The organism is Rhizobium sp. T1470, assembly GCF_042140505.1.
GTDB lineage: Bacteria > Pseudomonadota > Alphaproteobacteria > Rhizobiales > Rhizobiaceae > Rhizobium > Rhizobium favelukesii.
Map to the genome: position 1 here is coordinate 1,000,529 of NZ_CP148092.1, position 16,899 is coordinate 1,017,427.

The 16,899-nt window shown below is 59.6% G+C and carries 13 protein-coding genes and 1 pseudogene; 6 read left to right on the forward strand and 8 right to left on the reverse strand.

The genetic code is table 11. The annotated features are described in order from the left end of the window. Positions 1–157 precede the first annotated feature (157 nt). The 4 genes from WGT02_RS26040 (at position 158) to WGT02_RS26055 (ending at position 5,267) form a co-directional block, all read left to right on the forward strand. Positions 158–1,363, forward strand: coding sequence for an MFS transporter (locus tag WGT02_RS26040; RefSeq protein WP_208247385.1), 1,206 nt, complete (start codon positions 158–160; stop codon positions 1,361–1,363). Positions 1,364–2,252: 889 nt separating this feature from the next. Beyond that, entirely contained in the window at positions 2,253–4,517 is a 2,265-nt protein-coding gene (locus WGT02_RS26045; protein WP_208247386.1) for a CDC48 family AAA ATPase, read from the forward strand. 34 nt (positions 4,518–4,551) lie between these two features. After that, positions 4,552–4,794, forward strand: coding sequence for a DUF2188 domain-containing protein (locus tag WGT02_RS26050; protein WP_024315172.1), 243 nt, complete (start codon positions 4,552–4,554; stop codon positions 4,792–4,794). A 74-nt stretch (positions 4,795–4,868) separates the two neighbouring features. Further along, a complete protein-coding gene (locus tag WGT02_RS26055; RefSeq protein WP_024315173.1) occupies positions 4,869–5,267 on the forward strand; it encodes a response regulator transcription factor in 399 nt (132 codons plus the stop codon). On the opposite strand, the pseudogene WGT02_RS26060 reads toward WGT02_RS26055, so the two are convergent. Further along, positions 5,258–5,488 (reverse strand): annotated as a pseudogene (locus tag WGT02_RS26060) (response regulator transcription factor); the annotation flags it as partial. The gene WGT02_RS26055 and the pseudogene WGT02_RS26060 sit on opposite strands and share 10 nt — an antisense overlap. A gap of 34 nt (positions 5,489–5,522) precedes the next feature. After that, a complete protein-coding gene (locus WGT02_RS26065; protein ID WP_225039569.1) occupies positions 5,523–5,807 on the reverse strand; it encodes a LexA family transcriptional regulator in 285 nt (94 codons plus the stop codon). Positions 5,808–5,835: 28 nt separating this feature from the next. On the opposite strand from WGT02_RS26065, the gene WGT02_RS26070 reads away from it, so the two are divergent. Next, a complete protein-coding gene (locus WGT02_RS26070) occupies positions 5,836–6,951 on the forward strand; it encodes an IS630 family transposase (RefSeq protein WP_208245192.1) in 1,116 nt (371 codons plus the stop codon). On the opposite strand, the gene WGT02_RS26075 is transcribed toward WGT02_RS26070, so the two are convergent. From WGT02_RS26075 to WGT02_RS26100, 6 genes are all read right to left on the reverse strand, one after another. Further along, positions 6,930–7,376: a response regulator gene (locus tag WGT02_RS26075; protein WP_208247390.1), complete on the reverse strand. Its 447-nt coding sequence runs from the start codon at positions 7,374–7,376 to the stop codon at positions 6,930–6,932. The genes WGT02_RS26070 and WGT02_RS26075 overlap by 22 nt on opposite strands. 534 nt (positions 7,377–7,910) lie before the next feature. Further along, positions 7,911–11,984 carry an ATP-binding protein gene (locus WGT02_RS26080; RefSeq protein WP_208247392.1) on the reverse strand — a complete coding sequence of 1,358 codons (4,074 nt, stop codon included), beginning with the start codon at positions 11,982–11,984 and terminating at the stop codon, positions 7,911–7,913. A gap of 419 nt (positions 11,985–12,403) precedes the next feature. Beyond that, a complete protein-coding gene (locus tag WGT02_RS26085; RefSeq protein ID WP_024315176.1) occupies positions 12,404–12,823 on the reverse strand; it encodes a hypothetical protein in 420 nt (139 codons plus the stop codon). A 14-nt stretch (positions 12,824–12,837) separates the two neighbouring features. Continuing rightward, complete coding sequence (locus tag WGT02_RS26090; protein ID WP_208247394.1) at positions 12,838–14,346, reverse strand: MFS transporter; 1,509 nt, start codon at positions 14,344–14,346, stop codon at positions 12,838–12,840. A 1-nt stretch (position 14,347) separates the two neighbouring features. After that, the gene (locus WGT02_RS26095; protein WP_024315178.1) at positions 14,348–14,821 is read right to left on the reverse strand and encodes a MaoC family dehydratase; all 474 of its coding nucleotides are present in this window, start codon (positions 14,819–14,821) and stop codon (positions 14,348–14,350) included. A 10-nt stretch (positions 14,822–14,831) separates the two neighbouring features. After that, positions 14,832–15,458: a hydrolase gene (locus WGT02_RS26100; protein ID WP_024315179.1), complete on the reverse strand. Its 627-nt coding sequence runs from the start codon at positions 15,456–15,458 to the stop codon at positions 14,832–14,834. Between the two features lie 469 nt (positions 15,459–15,927). On the opposite strand from WGT02_RS26100, the gene WGT02_RS26105 reads away from it, so the two are divergent. Further along, complete coding sequence (locus tag WGT02_RS26105; RefSeq protein WP_208247396.1) at positions 15,928–16,788, forward strand: alpha/beta fold hydrolase; 861 nt, start codon at positions 15,928–15,930, stop codon at positions 16,786–16,788. Positions 16,789–16,899: the final 111 nt, after the last annotated feature.

Here is a 16,899-nt window from a genome sequence, read left to right on the forward strand (position 1 = left end):
GCCGGAGACAAGACCTGTCGCCGTCGGCCCGTCATAACCGGAACATTCTCATCAAGCCAAGCAACTGATTGAAGCTCTTGAAACGACAAATGACGTCTCAGGGGTTGCCGTGGTCTGGCTTGTCCTCGGGCTAAAAGCTCCTAGAAAGGCAACGACCATGACAACGAATCTTCAACCATCAGCCGGTTCCGTCCGATTGGGCAAGCCGGCTCTGTATGCCATGGCGGCGGCGAGCGGCATTGCCGTTGCCAACATCTACTACAATCAGCCGATGCTCGGCATCATCGAAGCCGAATTCGCGCATCAGCCGATCACCGGCTTCATTCCCACGGCGACGCAACTCGGCTACGCGCTTGGACTGTTCTTTCTGCTGCCACTCGGCGATATCGTCCACCGTCGCCGCCTGATCATCGCGCAGTTCGTCATCCTGGCCGCAGCGCTTACCGTGGCCGCCGCTGCACCCGGTGCCTGGGCGCTGTGCGCAGCATCACTTGCCGTCGGCGCCAGCGCTACTGTCGCCCAGCAGATCGTCCCGCTGGCGGCAACGCTTGCCGCGCCGGAAGAACGCGGCGCGACGATCGGCACTGTTATGGCGGGCGTCCTGTCCGGTATTCTCTTCAGCAGAACCTTGTCGGGTTTCGTAGGCGAACACGCAGGCTGGCGCGACATGTTTTGGATTGGCGTCCCCCTCGCGCTCGGCGCGGCAGTCCTTATGTATTTCACGCTTCCCGCACACCGGCCGACCTCGCGTATGCAGTACGGCATGGCGATCGGCTCGCTCGCCCATCTTTGGAAGCGCGAAAGGGCGCTGCGCTCGGCCGCACTGATGCAAGCGGCCTTGTTTGGCTCATTCACGGCCTTCTGGACGATCCTTGCGCTCTATCTGCAGACGCCACGCTTCAATCTCGGAGCTGATGTCGCCGGCCTTTTTGGTATCGTCGGTGCTGTCGGCGTCTTCGCCGCCCCGCTTGCCGGCCGAATCGCCGACCGGCGCGGCCCGCATTTCGTGGTATGGCTCGGTGCCTTGCTGACGCTCGCTGCCTGGATCATTTTCGGGCTGTGGGCCTCTATTGCCGCCCTCGTTATCGGCGTAATCGTGCTGGATTTTGGCATCCAGAGCGCACTCGTTTCGAATCAGCATATCGTCTACGCACTTGATCAGGAAGCGCGCAGCCGCCTGAACACCATCTTCATGACGTCGATGTTTCTCGGGGGTGCCGCCGGTGCCGCATTGGCAACTGCTGCATGGGGCTATGCCGAATGGCTGGGTGTCAGCCTGCTCGGGGTCACGCTTGCCGTCATTGCGCTTGGCGTGCGAATCATCGATGATCGCGCCCGCCCGGCCGCCGGCGGGGCACATTGACAATCAGACAGTCGAGGCCTGCTGACAAGCCTCTTCGCCGCCTCCTTCTCCGGTACGAAGGTGCCGATGTGAAAGTTCACAAGCACTCAAGGAGTTGCGTGGCGGCGCTGGTTGTCGAAAAGAATCTCTCCAACATTAAAATGCCCATAGGCTGCCAACATCCTTCGTGGATCCAAGTGACTGTCCGTGAGCGTGCCGACGTCAAACGCGATGGTATATTTTCGCCGATTCCTGATCAAAACCTTCTCACGAGAGCGATCTGACGGAAGCGGTTGATGTCTTCGCGATGGATCGGCTGAGGGGCCGAAGAGACTTCGTCGCCCAGGGTTGCAGGCTCACTGCCAGCCTCTGAACTGGGCCCGCATCGTCTCTGGCAGGGGTGTCCCGTAGTCGTCTTTTCGTCTCGTACTTTTCCTCGCAATGGATAAAGAAAGACCGCCCGGGGCGGCCGCCGGGCGGTCTGGCGGATCGTCGATCCGCAGGCTTCGGAGGGGATGCGAAGCCTGGAGGTAGCGAGAGGAGGATCGCTACACGCCTCTGTCTGAGGCGATGTAAAGACCCTATCAACCAGAGCGCATTTCAAAAATCATACTAGGGTCGGGAAATCCCATACATGGGTATGAGAGCAGGTTGCCTGAGGTTTCTGTACCTTTTTTCGACAGAAGGAATGTCCACGGAACGGAGAAATCGACAATACCCGGAGACAGGTCTTTCGATATCGGTCGGCATAGCTTCGACAAAGGAGAGGTCGACATGGCTCGAGGTCGCAGTCCGCATTGTCGTGGAAAAGACCGGCAGTCGCATTCGCGGCTTCTTTGCTCGAATGATCCCGCAGAACTCGCAGTGCGAAGCCTCGCCTTCATCCCAAGCATTCGAAAAGGCAAACATCATGGCAGTGTCCGAAGACGGCCAACTTAAGCTCCAGGTGGCTAATATCCGGCCGCAAGAATCCGGCCTCGGCTTCGCACGACTCGGCCCTGCGGCGTTGCACCAACTGGGCGTCCAGGAGGGCCAGATCCTCGAGATCACTGGGAAACGCCATACGGCGGCGCTGGCAATGCGCGCCTACGGTGAGGACGAGGGCCTTAACATCATCCGCCTAGATGGCCTGCAGCGTGTCAACGCTGGTGCGTCGAGCGGTGATTATGTTGAGGTACGCAAAGCGGACGTTCGCCCGGCGACCAAGGTCGTCCTGGCGCCGGCGCAGAAAAACCTGCGCTTGCAAGGCTCTGGGGATGCCTTGAAGAGGTCCTTCCAGCATCGGCCCATGACATCGGGCGATGTCGTTTCGACCTCTGCCCAGCAGCGTGTTAATGGCCGAGACGCCGGCGACATGGTGCGCAATATGCTCGATCTGCCGGCCTACGGCCTGCAGGAAATCCGTCTCGTCGTTGTCTCGACACAGCCCCGCGGCATTGTGCAGATGACCGAGGAAACAGTCGTCGAGCTGCGACCGCAATTCGAAGAGCCGAAGGAGGCGCGGCGTGCTGATGTAACCTACGATGATATCGGTGGGCTCGGCAATTCCGTTGATCAGGTGCGCGAGATGGTGGAATTGCCGCTACGCCATCCGGAACTCTTCCAGCGGCTAGGTATCGATCCACCGAAGGGCGTGCTGCTGCATGGACCGCCGGGCACCGGCAAGACGCTGCTTGCCCGCGCCGTCGCCAATGAGACAGAAGCGCACTTCTTTCACATTGCTGGTCCCGAAATCATGGGCAGCCGCTATGGAGAGTCGGAAGAGCGGTTGCGACAGGTCTTCCATGAGGCGGCACAGAATGCGCCCTCGATCATTTTTATCGACGAGATCGATTCCATTGCGCCCAAACGCGAGCAGGTGACCGGTGAGGTCGAGCGTCGCATCGTCGCGCAACTGTTGACGCTGATGGATGGGCTGGAGCCGCGCCAGAACATTGTCGTCATCGGCGCTACCAACCGCCGCGACGCCATCGACGAGGCACTACGCCGTCCGGGCCGTTTCGACCGCGAGATCGTCATCGGCGTTCCGGATCAGAAAGGGCGGCGCGAGGTGCTTGCCATTCACACCCGCGGCATGCCGCTCTCTGACGATATCGATCTCGACGAGATTGCGCGCACGACCTACGGCTTCGTAGGTGCCGATCTTGGCGCGCTTGCTCGCGAGGCAGCCATGGACTCGCTGCGCCGGGTTCTGCCGGACATCAATCTGCGTGAAGGCATTCCTCCTGAAGTGATCGAAAAGCTGAGCGTTTGCCAGGACGACTTCCTAAGTGCGATGAAACGCATCCAGCCCTCCGCACTGCGCGAGATCATGATTCAGGCACCGGACGTGCGGTGGAGCGACATTGGCGGCCTCGACGAGGCGCAGATGCGACTTCGCGAGGGCGTGGAACTGCCGTTGCGGTCGCCGCAATCCTTCAAACGCATTGGTATCCGTCCGGCCAAAGGGTTCCTCCTCTTCGGCCCGCCGGGCACCGGCAAGACCTTGCTTGCCAAGGCTGTTGCCCGCGAGGCCGAGGCCAATTTCGTTGCGACCAAATCATCGGACCTGCTCTCGAAGTGGTATGGCGAATCCGAGCAGCAGGTATCACGCCTGTTTGAACGCGCCCGGCAAGTGGCGCCAACGGTGATCTTCATCGATGAGATCGACTCGCTGGCGCCGGCCCGCGGCGGCGGGTTTGGAGAACCGGCGGTGACGGAACGCGTGGTCAACACGCTGCTGGCCGAAATGGACGGGCTGGAAGACATGCGGGGCGTGGTGGTAATGGCGGCGACAAACCGGCCGAACCTGCTCGATCCGGCTCTTCTGCGTCCCGGTCGTTTCGACGAACTCGTCTATGTGCCTGTGCCGGACGGTGGCGGACGACGCAAGATTCTTGGCATCCACACCAAGAAGATGCCGCTCGCTGGAGATGTCGATCTTGACGATCTGGCCGAACGGACGCAACGCTTCACCGGTGCCGATCTGGAAGACCTCTGCCGGCGCGCCGGTCTGATTGCGTTGCGCGAATCTCTCGATGTGAGCAAAGTTGCCGCTTCGCATTTCGCCAAAGCCCTCCAGGAGGTCCGTGCTTCGGTCACTCCAGAAGTCGAACGGGAATATGTGGAGATGCTGCGTACGTTGAGGCAGGAAAGCCCGCAGCGCAAGCAGATCGGCTTCGTCCCCCTTGGCTAGGCTATTCACTGACAACAATTCAGCAGGAGTTCCCATGCGTCTTACATATCACATCGATCGCCATGATGGCGGTTGGGCCTATCGTCTGAATGATGTCTGGTCGGAGCCTTATCCAACCCACGAGGCCGCCCGGGCTGCAGCCCATGCCGCGGCTAGGAGGCAGCAGATCGAAGGCCGGGACGCCGAAATCACCTTCCAGTCCGAAGACGGCACGTGGCACACCGAACATGTCGCCGGCGGAGATCGCCCGGAAGCCGACGTAATCGATGGGCGGTAAGTCCGTTAGTGCATGTGCCGGGCCACAGCTGAAACCAGTCTTGGAGGCATCGGTACGGTGCAAAGGAGACCGCGATGCCGTCGAGGCCATTGATCGGAATTGTCGATGACGACGCAGACATTCTTGCTGCCCTGAGCAGTCTCGTCCGGTCGCTGGGCTATTGCGCGGAATGCTTCAGCTTGGCGAGCCAGTTGCTCGACCACTCCGATCTCGACACGTTCTCTTGCGTGCTTAGCGACATCCATATGCCGATGATGAGTGGTCTTGCTCTTACCCTTAGGCTGCGCGAAGTGGCGCCTGGATTGCCGGTGATCCTGATGACCGGCCGCACCGATCCGCACCTTGAGGAGAGAGCCTATGGCTGTGGAGCGATCTCCTTCATCGCCAAGCCTTTCTCGCTCGACGTCCTCGCTGCCAATCTCGACGGGGCACTTGCCATGCACTCAACAGGTCGGAACGACCTTCAGCTTTGAATGAGCGTATCGTGGAGCTTTAGGAGTTCTGCCATTTTGACCAGATCGGCAAGGGTACGGGCCTCCATTTTGCGCATTGCCGAACCACGGTGAATCTTGACGGTGACTTCGCTGAGCGACAGCTTTCCCGCCACCTGCTTGTTCATGAGGCCGGTTGTCACTAGCGCCATCACCTGCTTCTCGCGAAGGCTAAGCTCGGCATAACGGTTGCGAAGCGCAGCTAGTACCGCGCCACAGAGATTATGACGGGTTGGGTTATCGTAGAATGGGCAAGTCTTCTGGTGGGATGAGAAGTTGGATGCTGCGTGCTGCGCCTGGCACGCGGGATATAAATCCTGCCTTCTCGAGGGTCAGCACCATCTGGTGAACAGACGGAGCCGTAACGGCGAAGTGGCGACGCATGTCGGCTTCGGCCGGAGGCTGTTTGAAGATGCGGCTGTAGGCGTAGATGAAGGCCAGGTACTGGCCTTGGACTTGCGTAAGGCCATGTCTTGCCGTTGCGGCTTGCGGGTCAAGTGAGGGACTCATTTTCGGATTCATCTGCGTCTCCGCGCTGAAGGAGGTGTCGATGAATATAAAGTTTCACGTAGAGCTTAGCCAATCGGAACGTGATCAACTGGCCGTTTTGTTGAGCGGGGGACGCCATGCGTCGCGCAAGATCAAGCGCGCCCAGATCCTGGTGGCGGCGGACGAAGGCTTCAGCGACGAGGTGATCGCGGCAACCTTGAACGTCAGCGGATCGACGATTTACCGGACCAAGCGCCGGTTTGTGGAAGCCAATCTGGAAGGCGCGCTCAGTGAAGAACCGCGCCCGGGTGTTGAGCGCAAGCTATCGAGCAAGGAGGAGGCGCTGTTGGTGGCGACCGCCTGCTCAAAGCCGCCGCCCGGGCGAGCCCGCTGGACCCTGGAGCTTCTGGCCGATGAGATGGTCCGACTCACCGATCATGACGAGTTGTCCTCGGAGACCGTACGTCGCCGGCTGGCTGAGAATCATCTCAAACCTTGGCGCAAAGACATGTGGTGCATCCCAAAGCTCGATGGGGAATACGTCGCGCGCATGGAGGATGTTCTCGACCTCTACGCAGAGACGCCTGATCCACAAAGGCCCGTGGTCTGCTTCGACGAGAGCCCGACCCAACTCATCGGCGAAGTGCGCGAGCCCATTGCGGCCAAGCCTGGCCAGCTTGAACGCTACGACTGCGAGTATCGCCGAAACGGCACGGTCAATCTGTTTGTCTTCATGGACGCCCACCAGCCCTGGCGCAGGGTGAAGGTCACCGATCGGCGAACCAACCAAGACTTCGCCCAGTGCATGCGCGAACTGGTCGACGTCGATTATCCCGACGCCCCGATCATCCGCGTGGTGATGGACAACCTCTCCACCCATTCCGCCGGGGCGCTTTACGACGCATTTCCAGCCCCGGAGGCTCGAAGGGTGCTGAAGCGACTGGAGTTCCACCACACGCCCAAGCACGCCAGTTGGCTCAACATGGTCGAGATCGAGATCGGTGTCCTGCGCAGCCAATGCCTCGACCGTCGTATCGACAATAAAGACACCATAATCGCCGAAGTCGCAGCCTGGGAGCAGCAACGCAACGCTAATGGCGCAAAGATCCAATGGATGTTCACAACCGAAAAAGCCCGCCAAAAGCTCCGCAAAGCTTACCCCGTCAAAGAGTCATAATCTCTGTGGCGCGGCACTAGTTCGCTGTCGCCCGCCCGTCGCTCTCGGTCTAGCTGTAGCGCCGCTGACACTGCGTCGAGCATATCCTGATCGCGGAACGGTTTCGCCAGGAAATCCACGGCACCCGCCTTCATTGCCCGCACGGTCATCGGAATGTCGCCGTGACCGGTCATGAGGACGATTGGAACGAAAGCACCGCTTTTCGCCAGCTGATCCTGAAAATCGAGACCGCTGATGCCGGGCAGGCGGACGTCGACGACAAGACAGCTCAAGACATCCGGCCTCTTAGCCTCCAGAAAATCCTTTGCGGACCCGAAAGACCGTGTCTTTAGGCCGACCGATCGGAAGACGCTGTCGAGCGAAAGCCGTAACTCCTCGTCATCGTCGATGATATAGATGAGCGGGCCTTCAGTCGTGTTTGACATTGCTTGATCCTATTCTTTCGCACTAGCAGGACAAAGAGGCAGGCGGGAGCCGAAGCGAGCGCCCAAATGTGGAGAGGATGCAGTTCGATCGTGCTGTCATGTGCCTCGATGATGGACCGGCAGATTGCAAAGCCGAGCCCGGTGCCTGTTTTGTTGCTTGTTTAAAAGCTCTCGAATAGTTTGTCGCGCATCTCGGGATCGACGCCTGGACCGCTTTCTTCCATTTAGACGCTCACAAAAGGCTCCTGTTCGCGGCGGCTGCGAATGGCAAGCTGCGGTTCCAGGCGTGGCCTTGCGCCATGTCCGGGCGGAACTCAAAGCGAGATTGACGATCACCTGCAAGAATTGCATGCGGCCTACTCCGATCGAAAATATGTGCTCTTGTGCGTTGCAGCATGAGACGCTTAGCACCCCCAGCGACGCACGGCCATAACCCTGCGTTTCGAGACGAGAGTATCAGCCAAAACGCGAGCCTTTCCTTCAAGCCGATCATGGTCACGAAGCCGAAGCGCCACGACCATTTGTCAACATGGCCTATGCGGCGAGCGGCAAACTCAAGACCATGATGGTTCCGGCCGCGGTCGTGCTCGCGACATCGAGCGTGCCGCCATGCACCTGGGCAATCGAGCGGCATATCGCAAGACCCATTCCTAGCCCGGCCGCTTTTGTGGTGAAGAAGGGGCTGAATATCCTGTCGCGATCCTTGGGCGAAATGCCAGCGCCGCTGTCTTCTACCGTCGCGACCACGAAGGCATCACGCACGAAGGTGGTTATCCTGAGTGTGCGGTTGCCGTCGAGATGGCACATGGCTTCCAAAGCGTTGGTAATCAGATTGAGTACGACCTGCTGCAGTTGAACGCTGTCGGCGAGGACCGTCGCACCGGCATTCAGCATCCGCTCGACCACTACCGCCGATTCTTCGATATCGGAAGCGACCATAGCCAGAACATCGGCAACGATCCCGTCCAACTCGATCAATTCGAGATTTGCCGAAGTCTCCTTGGCCAGCGAACGCACCGCTTTGATGATATCACCGGCCCTCAGTCCCGCCTTCTCGATCTCTGTGAGGTTTGTCTCCACTTCCTGCAGTTCGGGCGGGTTCGCTTTCATCCAGCGAATGCCAGCGCCGGCGTTTGAAACGATGATGGAAAGCGGTTGATTGATCTCGTGTGCGATTGATGCACCAAGCCCTCCGAGCACATGTAGGTGGGAGGTCTTGATGAGTTCCGCGCGAGCGGCGTGCAGGGCAGCTTCCGTCTGGAACCGGCGGGTACTGCGCGCCATCAGATCTGCAAAGAGCCGGGATGTCTGCAGCGACGTTGCCGCATAGTCGGAAAACAGCTCCAGCGTCGAGGCAGCTCCTGTCGAAAATACATTCGCAGAGACGTTGTTTTCCAGGTAGACGAGCGCCACGATCACGCCCTGGGTCATCAGAGGCAAACAGAGCAGCGACCGTGCCGGATGAATCGAAAGGCTGTGCCGATGATCGGTGCCCGCCTCGCTCATTGCGTCACCGTAATGCACGGTCTTTCCGGTGCGAAATGCGAGGTCGAGGACCGACAGCGGAGCCTGGCCGGCGTCGAGCGGTGTGCTATCAATCTCAACCCGCACCGCACCGTCGATCACATCTGCCCTGGCCTCGACTGTGAAACCCTGGGCGCCGGGCGACAGGAACAAGCCGTATCTGGCACCGGTGCGTTGCATGACGTCGCCCGTGATCCGCTTAATGAGCTTCCTGAGCCCCGGCTCCTCGGCAAAGCCAGGTGAAATCGGATAGGCTACGGCTCCGGGCGCAGCCGTCTGTCCGGCTCTTCCGGTTTCGACGGCGAAGTCTTGAGAGAGGCGTTTGACCTTGGCTGTGGCTCCCCAACTGCCATAGACTTTGAGCGCGGCCTCGACATGCGCCTGTGATACGAAAGCGAGACCATTGGAACGGGCGTGACGGGCCGCAAGCTCGTGGGCAAGCCCTTGTTCGTGGAGGAAGCCCGCCGCGCTTGCCGCCTGAGCCGACCGCTCGAAAAGGTTCAACGCTTCCGTATCCCGCCCTTCGACGCGGGCGATCTCAGCATCAATCAGGAGGAGCTTATTGTTGAACGTAAATGGATTGTCGTCGGCAAAGCCGGCAATCGCGGCCCGATGGCACTGTGCGACCTTTTTGGCGTCAATGCCGGCGCCCGTCGCTGTCAGCGCGGAGTAAAGATGGAGATCAGACAGATGGATGTGAGCAGGGCTTGCCCAGATCCAACTGCTGGCTGCTTTCAGCGATCTTGCTGCGTTCTCGAGATCCCGATGGAAGAAGGCCGACACGCCTTCGAACAGATACTTCCAGAAGATCAGCGGGGACATGGCCGTCGACGCTGTATCTTCGTGGAAGTTTGCGATGCTGTCAGCCATATAGCCGTTAGTGGTTAGTGACCGCGCATAGGCCAATTGTGTTTTCAGGATCTGTTCCACATCGTGAAACTTCGTTCGACGAGCGATGACAAGACCGCGACCGATCTCGTCCTCGACCAGGCTCAGATTCTCGCCCATCGCAAGGAGGTCGGATACGACGTGGTTGCAGGCATAGCACGCCATGCTGAGGTCGCCGCTCATTCGCCCGAAATTGAACGCCTCGCGGGCACGGTCGAGCGCATAACTAAGTGGCATTGTCCAGACGCTCACCTGATCGAGCGCGACCAGGGTTGCGGTTTTGAACGAAATAAAGCCATGCCTGTCGACGATCGCCAGGGCCGCGCGCGCAAGCTCCACACCGCGCTTCTTTGCGTTGTGGCGGCTTGCGATCGAGACGCCGAACCATGCCAGGGCGTAGCACGAAGAGCCTGTTACGCCGTGCTGCAGAGTGAGCTCGACCATCTTTGAAAGATGTAGGAACATTAGCCCATCATTCGAGAAGAAGGATGACTGCAGCGTCGAGAGGAGCTCCATCGACGCTTCGATGCCGGGTGAGTCCAGAAGAGGCAGGTCGATCAGCCTTTCTGGGCCGAGTTCATCGATCTGCCGGCTTACAGTTTCGTAAGCTCGATCGAGTTCCGCTTCGCTGGGACTGCGCGGCAATTCGATGCCGAGTTCGCGTAGACCAGAAAGGGCAATTTCAACGGCCTCGTCAAACCGGCCGCGCAGTGTCATCAGGACCGCCTGCATCCTCAGACCTCGGGCTCGCTGAAGGTCGGTAGTGGCTGCAGCGACAAGGCATTCCAAATCACTTTCCGCCAGCTTGGAGCCGAAGTCTTCTAGAAGGCATTCGCATCTGAGGGCGCGCAACTCCCAGATCTGTGCGTCCGATGTCACATCGTCGCGATACAGGCAGGTCGCCGCGTCCAGATAGGCAAAAGCACTGTCGTGGGCGCCGACACGCCTGGCAAGTCGTGCCGCGTTCGCAAGAACGGCCGCGAAAGGGAACCGCTCGCGCACGGCAAGGTCGCTGTCGACAGCTTTGCAAATCTGGTCGGCCACGGACAGGAGGCGCTCGTGCGTTGCAGCGTAACCCAGATCCACCATCGACTTGGCGATGCACGCATGATCATCCGCAGCGGAGCCGCCGTAGACGAATTCATAAGTCTCGGCTTGCAAGGTGTCATGGGCGAAGCTCCACGCCTCTTTATCCAGGCGGATGAGATCGGCCGTGACGGCAGGCCGGAGGGTGTCGGCCAGTTCCTCCTCGCCAACGGCGAGGCATTTTGCCAGGAGGGCCGCATTCGCCGTCGTACCGATGCAGGCGGCGAGGTGTAGGCTTTGCCGCACCGTGGCGGGAAGATCCTCGATCCGGGCCCTGATGAGGGAATGCATGTCACGCGCATCGTCATCGAGGGCAGGCAAGGCTTGGTTCAGTGTTGCGCTGGTGTCCGGCCGGCCATTTTTCTCCTGATGGTTGACCAAAAGGCTGACGTGAAAGGGGTTGCCGGCCGTCTCGGCATGAATGTCGAACGCGAAGTGGGACGCCATCCCCTCGGGATAGGTGTTTTTCAGAAGCTCGCGGATGGCTTCCTGCCTCAGTCCGAGAAGATCGATCTTGGTAACAGCTAAGGCGCCGTTATGTAGATGCTCTATAAGACGGTGGAGGGAACCGTCGACTTGGCTGTCGCAATAGGTGCCGACAAGCAGCATGTCTTGCTGCGCGCTGGTCGCAAACATCTGAACGAAGTCGAGAGAACCCCGGTCGAGCCATTGCAGATCATCGAGAAAGATGACGAGTGGCTGGCCTGGTCGGGTATGGCGCTGGAATTCCTCGATCAGGCGGCAATGCAGGTTTTCCTGAACTTGTGCCGAGGGTAGCGATACCATCGTCTCCAGCTCTTTTGGCGCAACTTGCATCTCCGCCGCTAAATGCAGCTCAGGATGAAGGAGGCCGCGGCGAGGGCTGGCCGAAATCGACCGAAGCGCCTCGAGCAGTGCGAAGTAGGGTACGCGGGACTGAGCCTGGCCGGCCTTTCCCATTGCAACCGAAGGTTTTTCCGACAAGAACTGGCGTGCGAGTGCGGTTTTTCCCACGCCGGCAGCGCCCGATATCAGGACGATCTCGCAATATCCTGTCCGCGACACCCGGGCATATGCCTGCTCAAGCAGTGCCAACTCCAGGTCTCGGGCGATAATGCGAGGCATGTCCATGCGAATCTTTCTTCGTGCGTACCCGACCAGCTCCGGAGGTGTGGAACTCCAAGAACTCCGATCGAAAGTGCGCGCTTTTGTGCATTGCGGCATGAAACGCATAGCACCCGCGGCAGCCCATCGCCAATAACCCCTGGTTTGAAGACGAGAGTTTGCGCCAAAATGCGAGACTTTCCTTCAAGCGGATCATCATTGCGACCCTGAAGTGCCATTTTTGTCTTTTCGCCGACAGAGCGCATCAAATTCGTGGCGTCCCGGAAGCACGCGGGATCGCCGGGAGACACTTTGCCCACAAATCGGCGTGCGGATGGGCGCGGCATGAAGCGGCACAACATGCGGCTTTAAAAAAGCCGTTGCCATTTGACGATATTGGGCTTGAGATCTGGATCCACCGCCGGCTTATGACGTGTGCTGTTCCTCTACGGCAACGGCTTGCCATCTGCGCCAAGCTGCTTGATCGTGCTGGTGCCGTCTGAGGCGACGGTCGCTTCGAGCCGCCGCCGACCTTCCGGGTCGATCAACACCATGCCTGAGCCTCCAGCATTGTTGAGGAATAGATACGAGGACGCACCACCGGGGCGGTCAAATTTTACATGTGCGCCCTTGTCGTCGATCTCCATCGTAGCACTCGGTCCGCCGGATATCGGGTTATCCAGCGACACCGCCGGACGGCCGGCGGTGTCGAGCATGACGCGGGCTCCGTTGTCGCCATTTTCTTGCATCAGGAGAATGACAGGAACGCCATCTTTCGCCGACAGCAAAATGCGTGGGTTCCCCTGGGCGTCGACGATACGAATTTCCTGAGTGGTGATAGGGGGCGGCGGAGGCAGGTCTGTCATCAAATGCTCCTTGGTTAAAGTTGCGGTTCACGATCGGAAAGATTCACGACGGGTATCGTGAACGCCAGCAGCGTGGCGGCAGAGGTCAGCAGCGCGATGCAGCCGAACACCCAACGAAAGGCTGCGATTACAACCTCCGCAGGCAGTGGCGGCTCGCCGGTCGATCCGCTGCCATCGATCAAGGCTTGAACACCCGACGACGATCCGGGAGCATAATGCTCGATTGCTGCCAATAGGATTGCCGTTGTAACAGCCGTCCCCATCACGCCGCCGACCGATCGCGAAAAGGACAGTGTTGCCGTCGTAGCTCCCAGACTGCTCCTTCCGCCAGCCCATTGCGCGAGCGTCTGTGCGGCGGGCATCGTTGTACCGAGCCCGAGCCCGAACAGGATAGACGCTGCGGCGATGGCGATCGGCCCGAGTGTCAACGCCGCGGGGAGTGCCGCAAATCCAATCGTCGCAACGGCCAGCCCCCATATGAGCGGCCCGCGCGGCAGGCCGGTGACCGATACGCGCGTCCCAGCCCAGGTCGACACCGCGACTTGTGCGAGCGTCAGAGGGATCAGCAGCAGCCCCGACAATGACGGCCCTATTCCGTAGGAAAGCTGCAGCAGCAGCGGAACCTGTACCAAGCTGGCAAAAAGTGCTGCTGCAAACAGCAGCACGCAGACCGCAGCGCGCCAGACCACCGGCTGTGCGATGAGATCCGGCGACAACAAAGGCTTCGCTATATGTCTCTCCACAGGCAGGACAAGCCCCAAGCCGATCACGCCGCATGCCAGTAAGAGGAGAATCGTCGCCGACCCCCAGCCGAGTGACGATCCAAGGCTCAGCGCGAGCAGCAGCGAGACCGTAGCGGCTGCGAACAACGTGGTGCCGATGAGGTCAGGCGAGAATTCGCCTTCGCCGCTATCGGCCTCCACCCGCCAAGCGGCGATGGCGGCAACAACGCCCAGAGGCAGATTGATCCAGAAGATCCATCGCCAGCCCGCATGCTCGGAAAGAAGTCCGCCTAGTACCGGTCCGATCGTGCTGGCCAGCGCAAACAAAGCTCCGAACCAGCCCTGAAAACGACCGCGTTCTCGGGGGCTGACTGCCGCGCCGATCACCGCTTGAGCAAGCGTCATCAATCCGCCACCGCCAAGTCCTTGCACGGCGCGCGCAATAATCAGAGTTGAGAAGCTCGGCGCCAAAGCGCATGCGACCGAGCCTGCGACAAACAGCGCTAGTGCACCGATCAGCGTCGTCTTACGCCCAATCGCATCGCCCGACCGTCCATAGATCGGCGCTGCGATGGTCGCAGCCAGCAGATAGGCAGTGACGATCCAGGCAATGTCGGCAAAGCTGCTGAACTGCGCCGCGATCACCGGCAGCGCCGTTGCAACGATTGTTTGATCGAGCGATCCGAGGAACATTGCGGGCGCCACCGACAGAAAAATGCCGACGAACCGCGTTGCCCCCGACGCCTTGTCGGACGGCATGCTGCCAATATTCGCAGCCTGGCTCGTACGATCGTCCGCCATTTCACGCGGTTCGCAACAGATATTTATGGCGGCCAGACAGCACGAGTTCACCCTTTTGGTTATGGACGGTGACATCTGTGGTGACTTCGCCCTTGCCGTCCAGCGGCGTCAATTCGATGATCTCAAGCGCGGAATAGAGGGTATCCCCGGCGTGGACCTCGACCAGGAACTTCGCCGTAAGCTCAGTGAAGGCGATGAAGATGGCACCGAAATTATGGGGCAGCAGCGTGGCGCCCGGCGCAGTGAAGGCCAGCACCTGCAAGCCATGAACGACTGGTGCCGGATGGCCGTAACGCTGCGCGTAGCCAGTATCATAATGGATGGGATGATTGTCGCACGATACCGTCTGGAAAGCCGAGGCATGCGCATCGGTCAAGGTGCGGCTGGGCGCCCTGAAGATCTCGCCGACCTTCAACTGGTCGAAACCACGAGCCGGAACGATCTGCCATGCCGTCGGATTGAAGTCGAAGCTCATCGTGGTCTCCTCAGGCGGGTTTGATCATATCACGGGCATAGTCGAGACCAATGCCGTAGCCGCCGCCGTGGTCGACGACGATGCTTCGCGCAGCCTCGTATGTGTCGTGCCTTGTCCAGTCGCGCTGCATCTCGAGCAGAAACTGCAGCCATGAGGTCATGATCGCGCCTGCCTGCTCCAATCGCCGAAGTGCTGCGTCGTGGCTGGCAGGCGTCAGGCCGCCGCATGCGTCTGCGACGACGTAAACCTTGTAGCTGTCGGCGAGTGCCGACAGCACGGGGAAGCTGACACAGGCCTCCGTCAGCAGCCCTGCGAAGACAAGCGTCTTGCGGCCAGTGGCGACGATTGCCGCCTTGGCCGCATCGTCTTCCCAGAGATTCATATTGCGTCGCTCGATTGGGGTTACGTCGGTCAATACGGTCCGTAGCGGCGGCATGAGCGGCCCGCTGTAGACCTTGGATGCAGACGTGCTGACGACGACGGGAACCGAAAAGGCGGTTGCGGTTCGCGCCAGGGCCACGGCGTTGCTGCGCAGCAACTGCCGGTCCGCCGACCCGGCGGCAAAAGCGAGGCCCGCCTGTTCGTCGACCAGGACCAGCGCGCAATCAGCGGGAGTGAGAAGGGGAATATTGGCCATGACGGAACTCCATGAGATTGTTGAGAATGATACCGAGTGCAGGGTCGAGATCAGCACGGTCCGTGCTGCCCTTACTCTTTTGCGATCATCAGCCTTGCCGGGTTCGACCATGAAAAGCCGTCGCCGGTGGTGCTGTTTTCAAGCCGGAAAATAAGATCGGAGCTCCCGCTTCATCTTGTCGATTGCATTCGAACTTGTCGAATTGCCCTCACATCGCTCACAAAAACCTGGTTGTTAACCTGGTCTCTCGGCGGTCGGTTCGGCCGGAGGCGCAGTGGGCATTATCACCGTGGACGGAAATCCGACATGGATTCGTTCAAGCCCCAATCGTTTGTACAAGCTCGAGATAAATGAGTGGAGTACGTCTGAGCCCCACTGCTCAGTGCTGGCTCCGCCGAAGCTGGAAGCGATCGACGTTTTGCGCAACGGCGGTACGGAATGCACCAGTCCCGGCAGATGGAGAGTTCACATGAAGTCGAAGAGCTACGCGATTTACGCCAATGGCATCCGACAACACATTGTTGAGGCAGGTGAAGGTCCGCCGGTTTTCCTGCTGCATGGCTTTCCTGAAACGAATTATAGCTGGCGCTTTCAAATGCCGGTCCTCGCACAACACTATCGGGTCATCGCTCCTGATCTGCGCGGCTACGGAGAAACCGACAAACCGGCGACCGGCTACGACAAGCGCAATATGGCTCGTGATTTACGCGAACTCATGCAGGCGCTTAATATCCCGAAAATCGCCCTAGTGGGACATGACCGCGGCGCTCGCGTGGCAACCAGGTTCTCAAAAGACTACCCCGATCTAATAGACCGTTTGGTGGTCATGGATAATGTCCCGACAAGAGTGGTCGCTCGCGACATTGATGCCCGGATCGCAAAGGCTTACTGGTTCTTCCTTTTCCATCTCGTTCCTGATTTGCCCGAAGCGTTGATAGCAGGGAGAGAACATATCTGGCTGCGGCACTTCTTCTCCGATTGGTGTTATGACCCAGCCACGATCTCTGGAGAAGCATTCGACACCTATGTGCGAGCATACCAACCGCCCGGCGCACTTCGAGGTGCCATGGCAGACTATCGCGCCAACCCGGAAGATGTTGCTCAGGATCTTGAAGATGCCGACATCAAGATCTCCTGCCCGGTCATGTCTCTCTGGGGCGCTGATTTCCACACCGTTGGAAAGTTGTTTGATATGCCCAAGGTTTGGGCCGAGATGGCAGAGGACCTGGAAGTGCATGCCATTCAGGAATGTGGGCATCTGCCCCAGGAAGAGCAACCTGAAACCGTCAATCGACTGCTGTTCGACTTCCTCGCGCCATGGCGCGGCTAACAATGGTGTCGTTCCACATCGCCGCCGTTTGCGTCGGCCTGTCGGCTCGCGTTCTCAATGGAGAGAGGCCGCTTCACATTGTCAATCCGCAGGTGCTGGGCCAATCAAGTG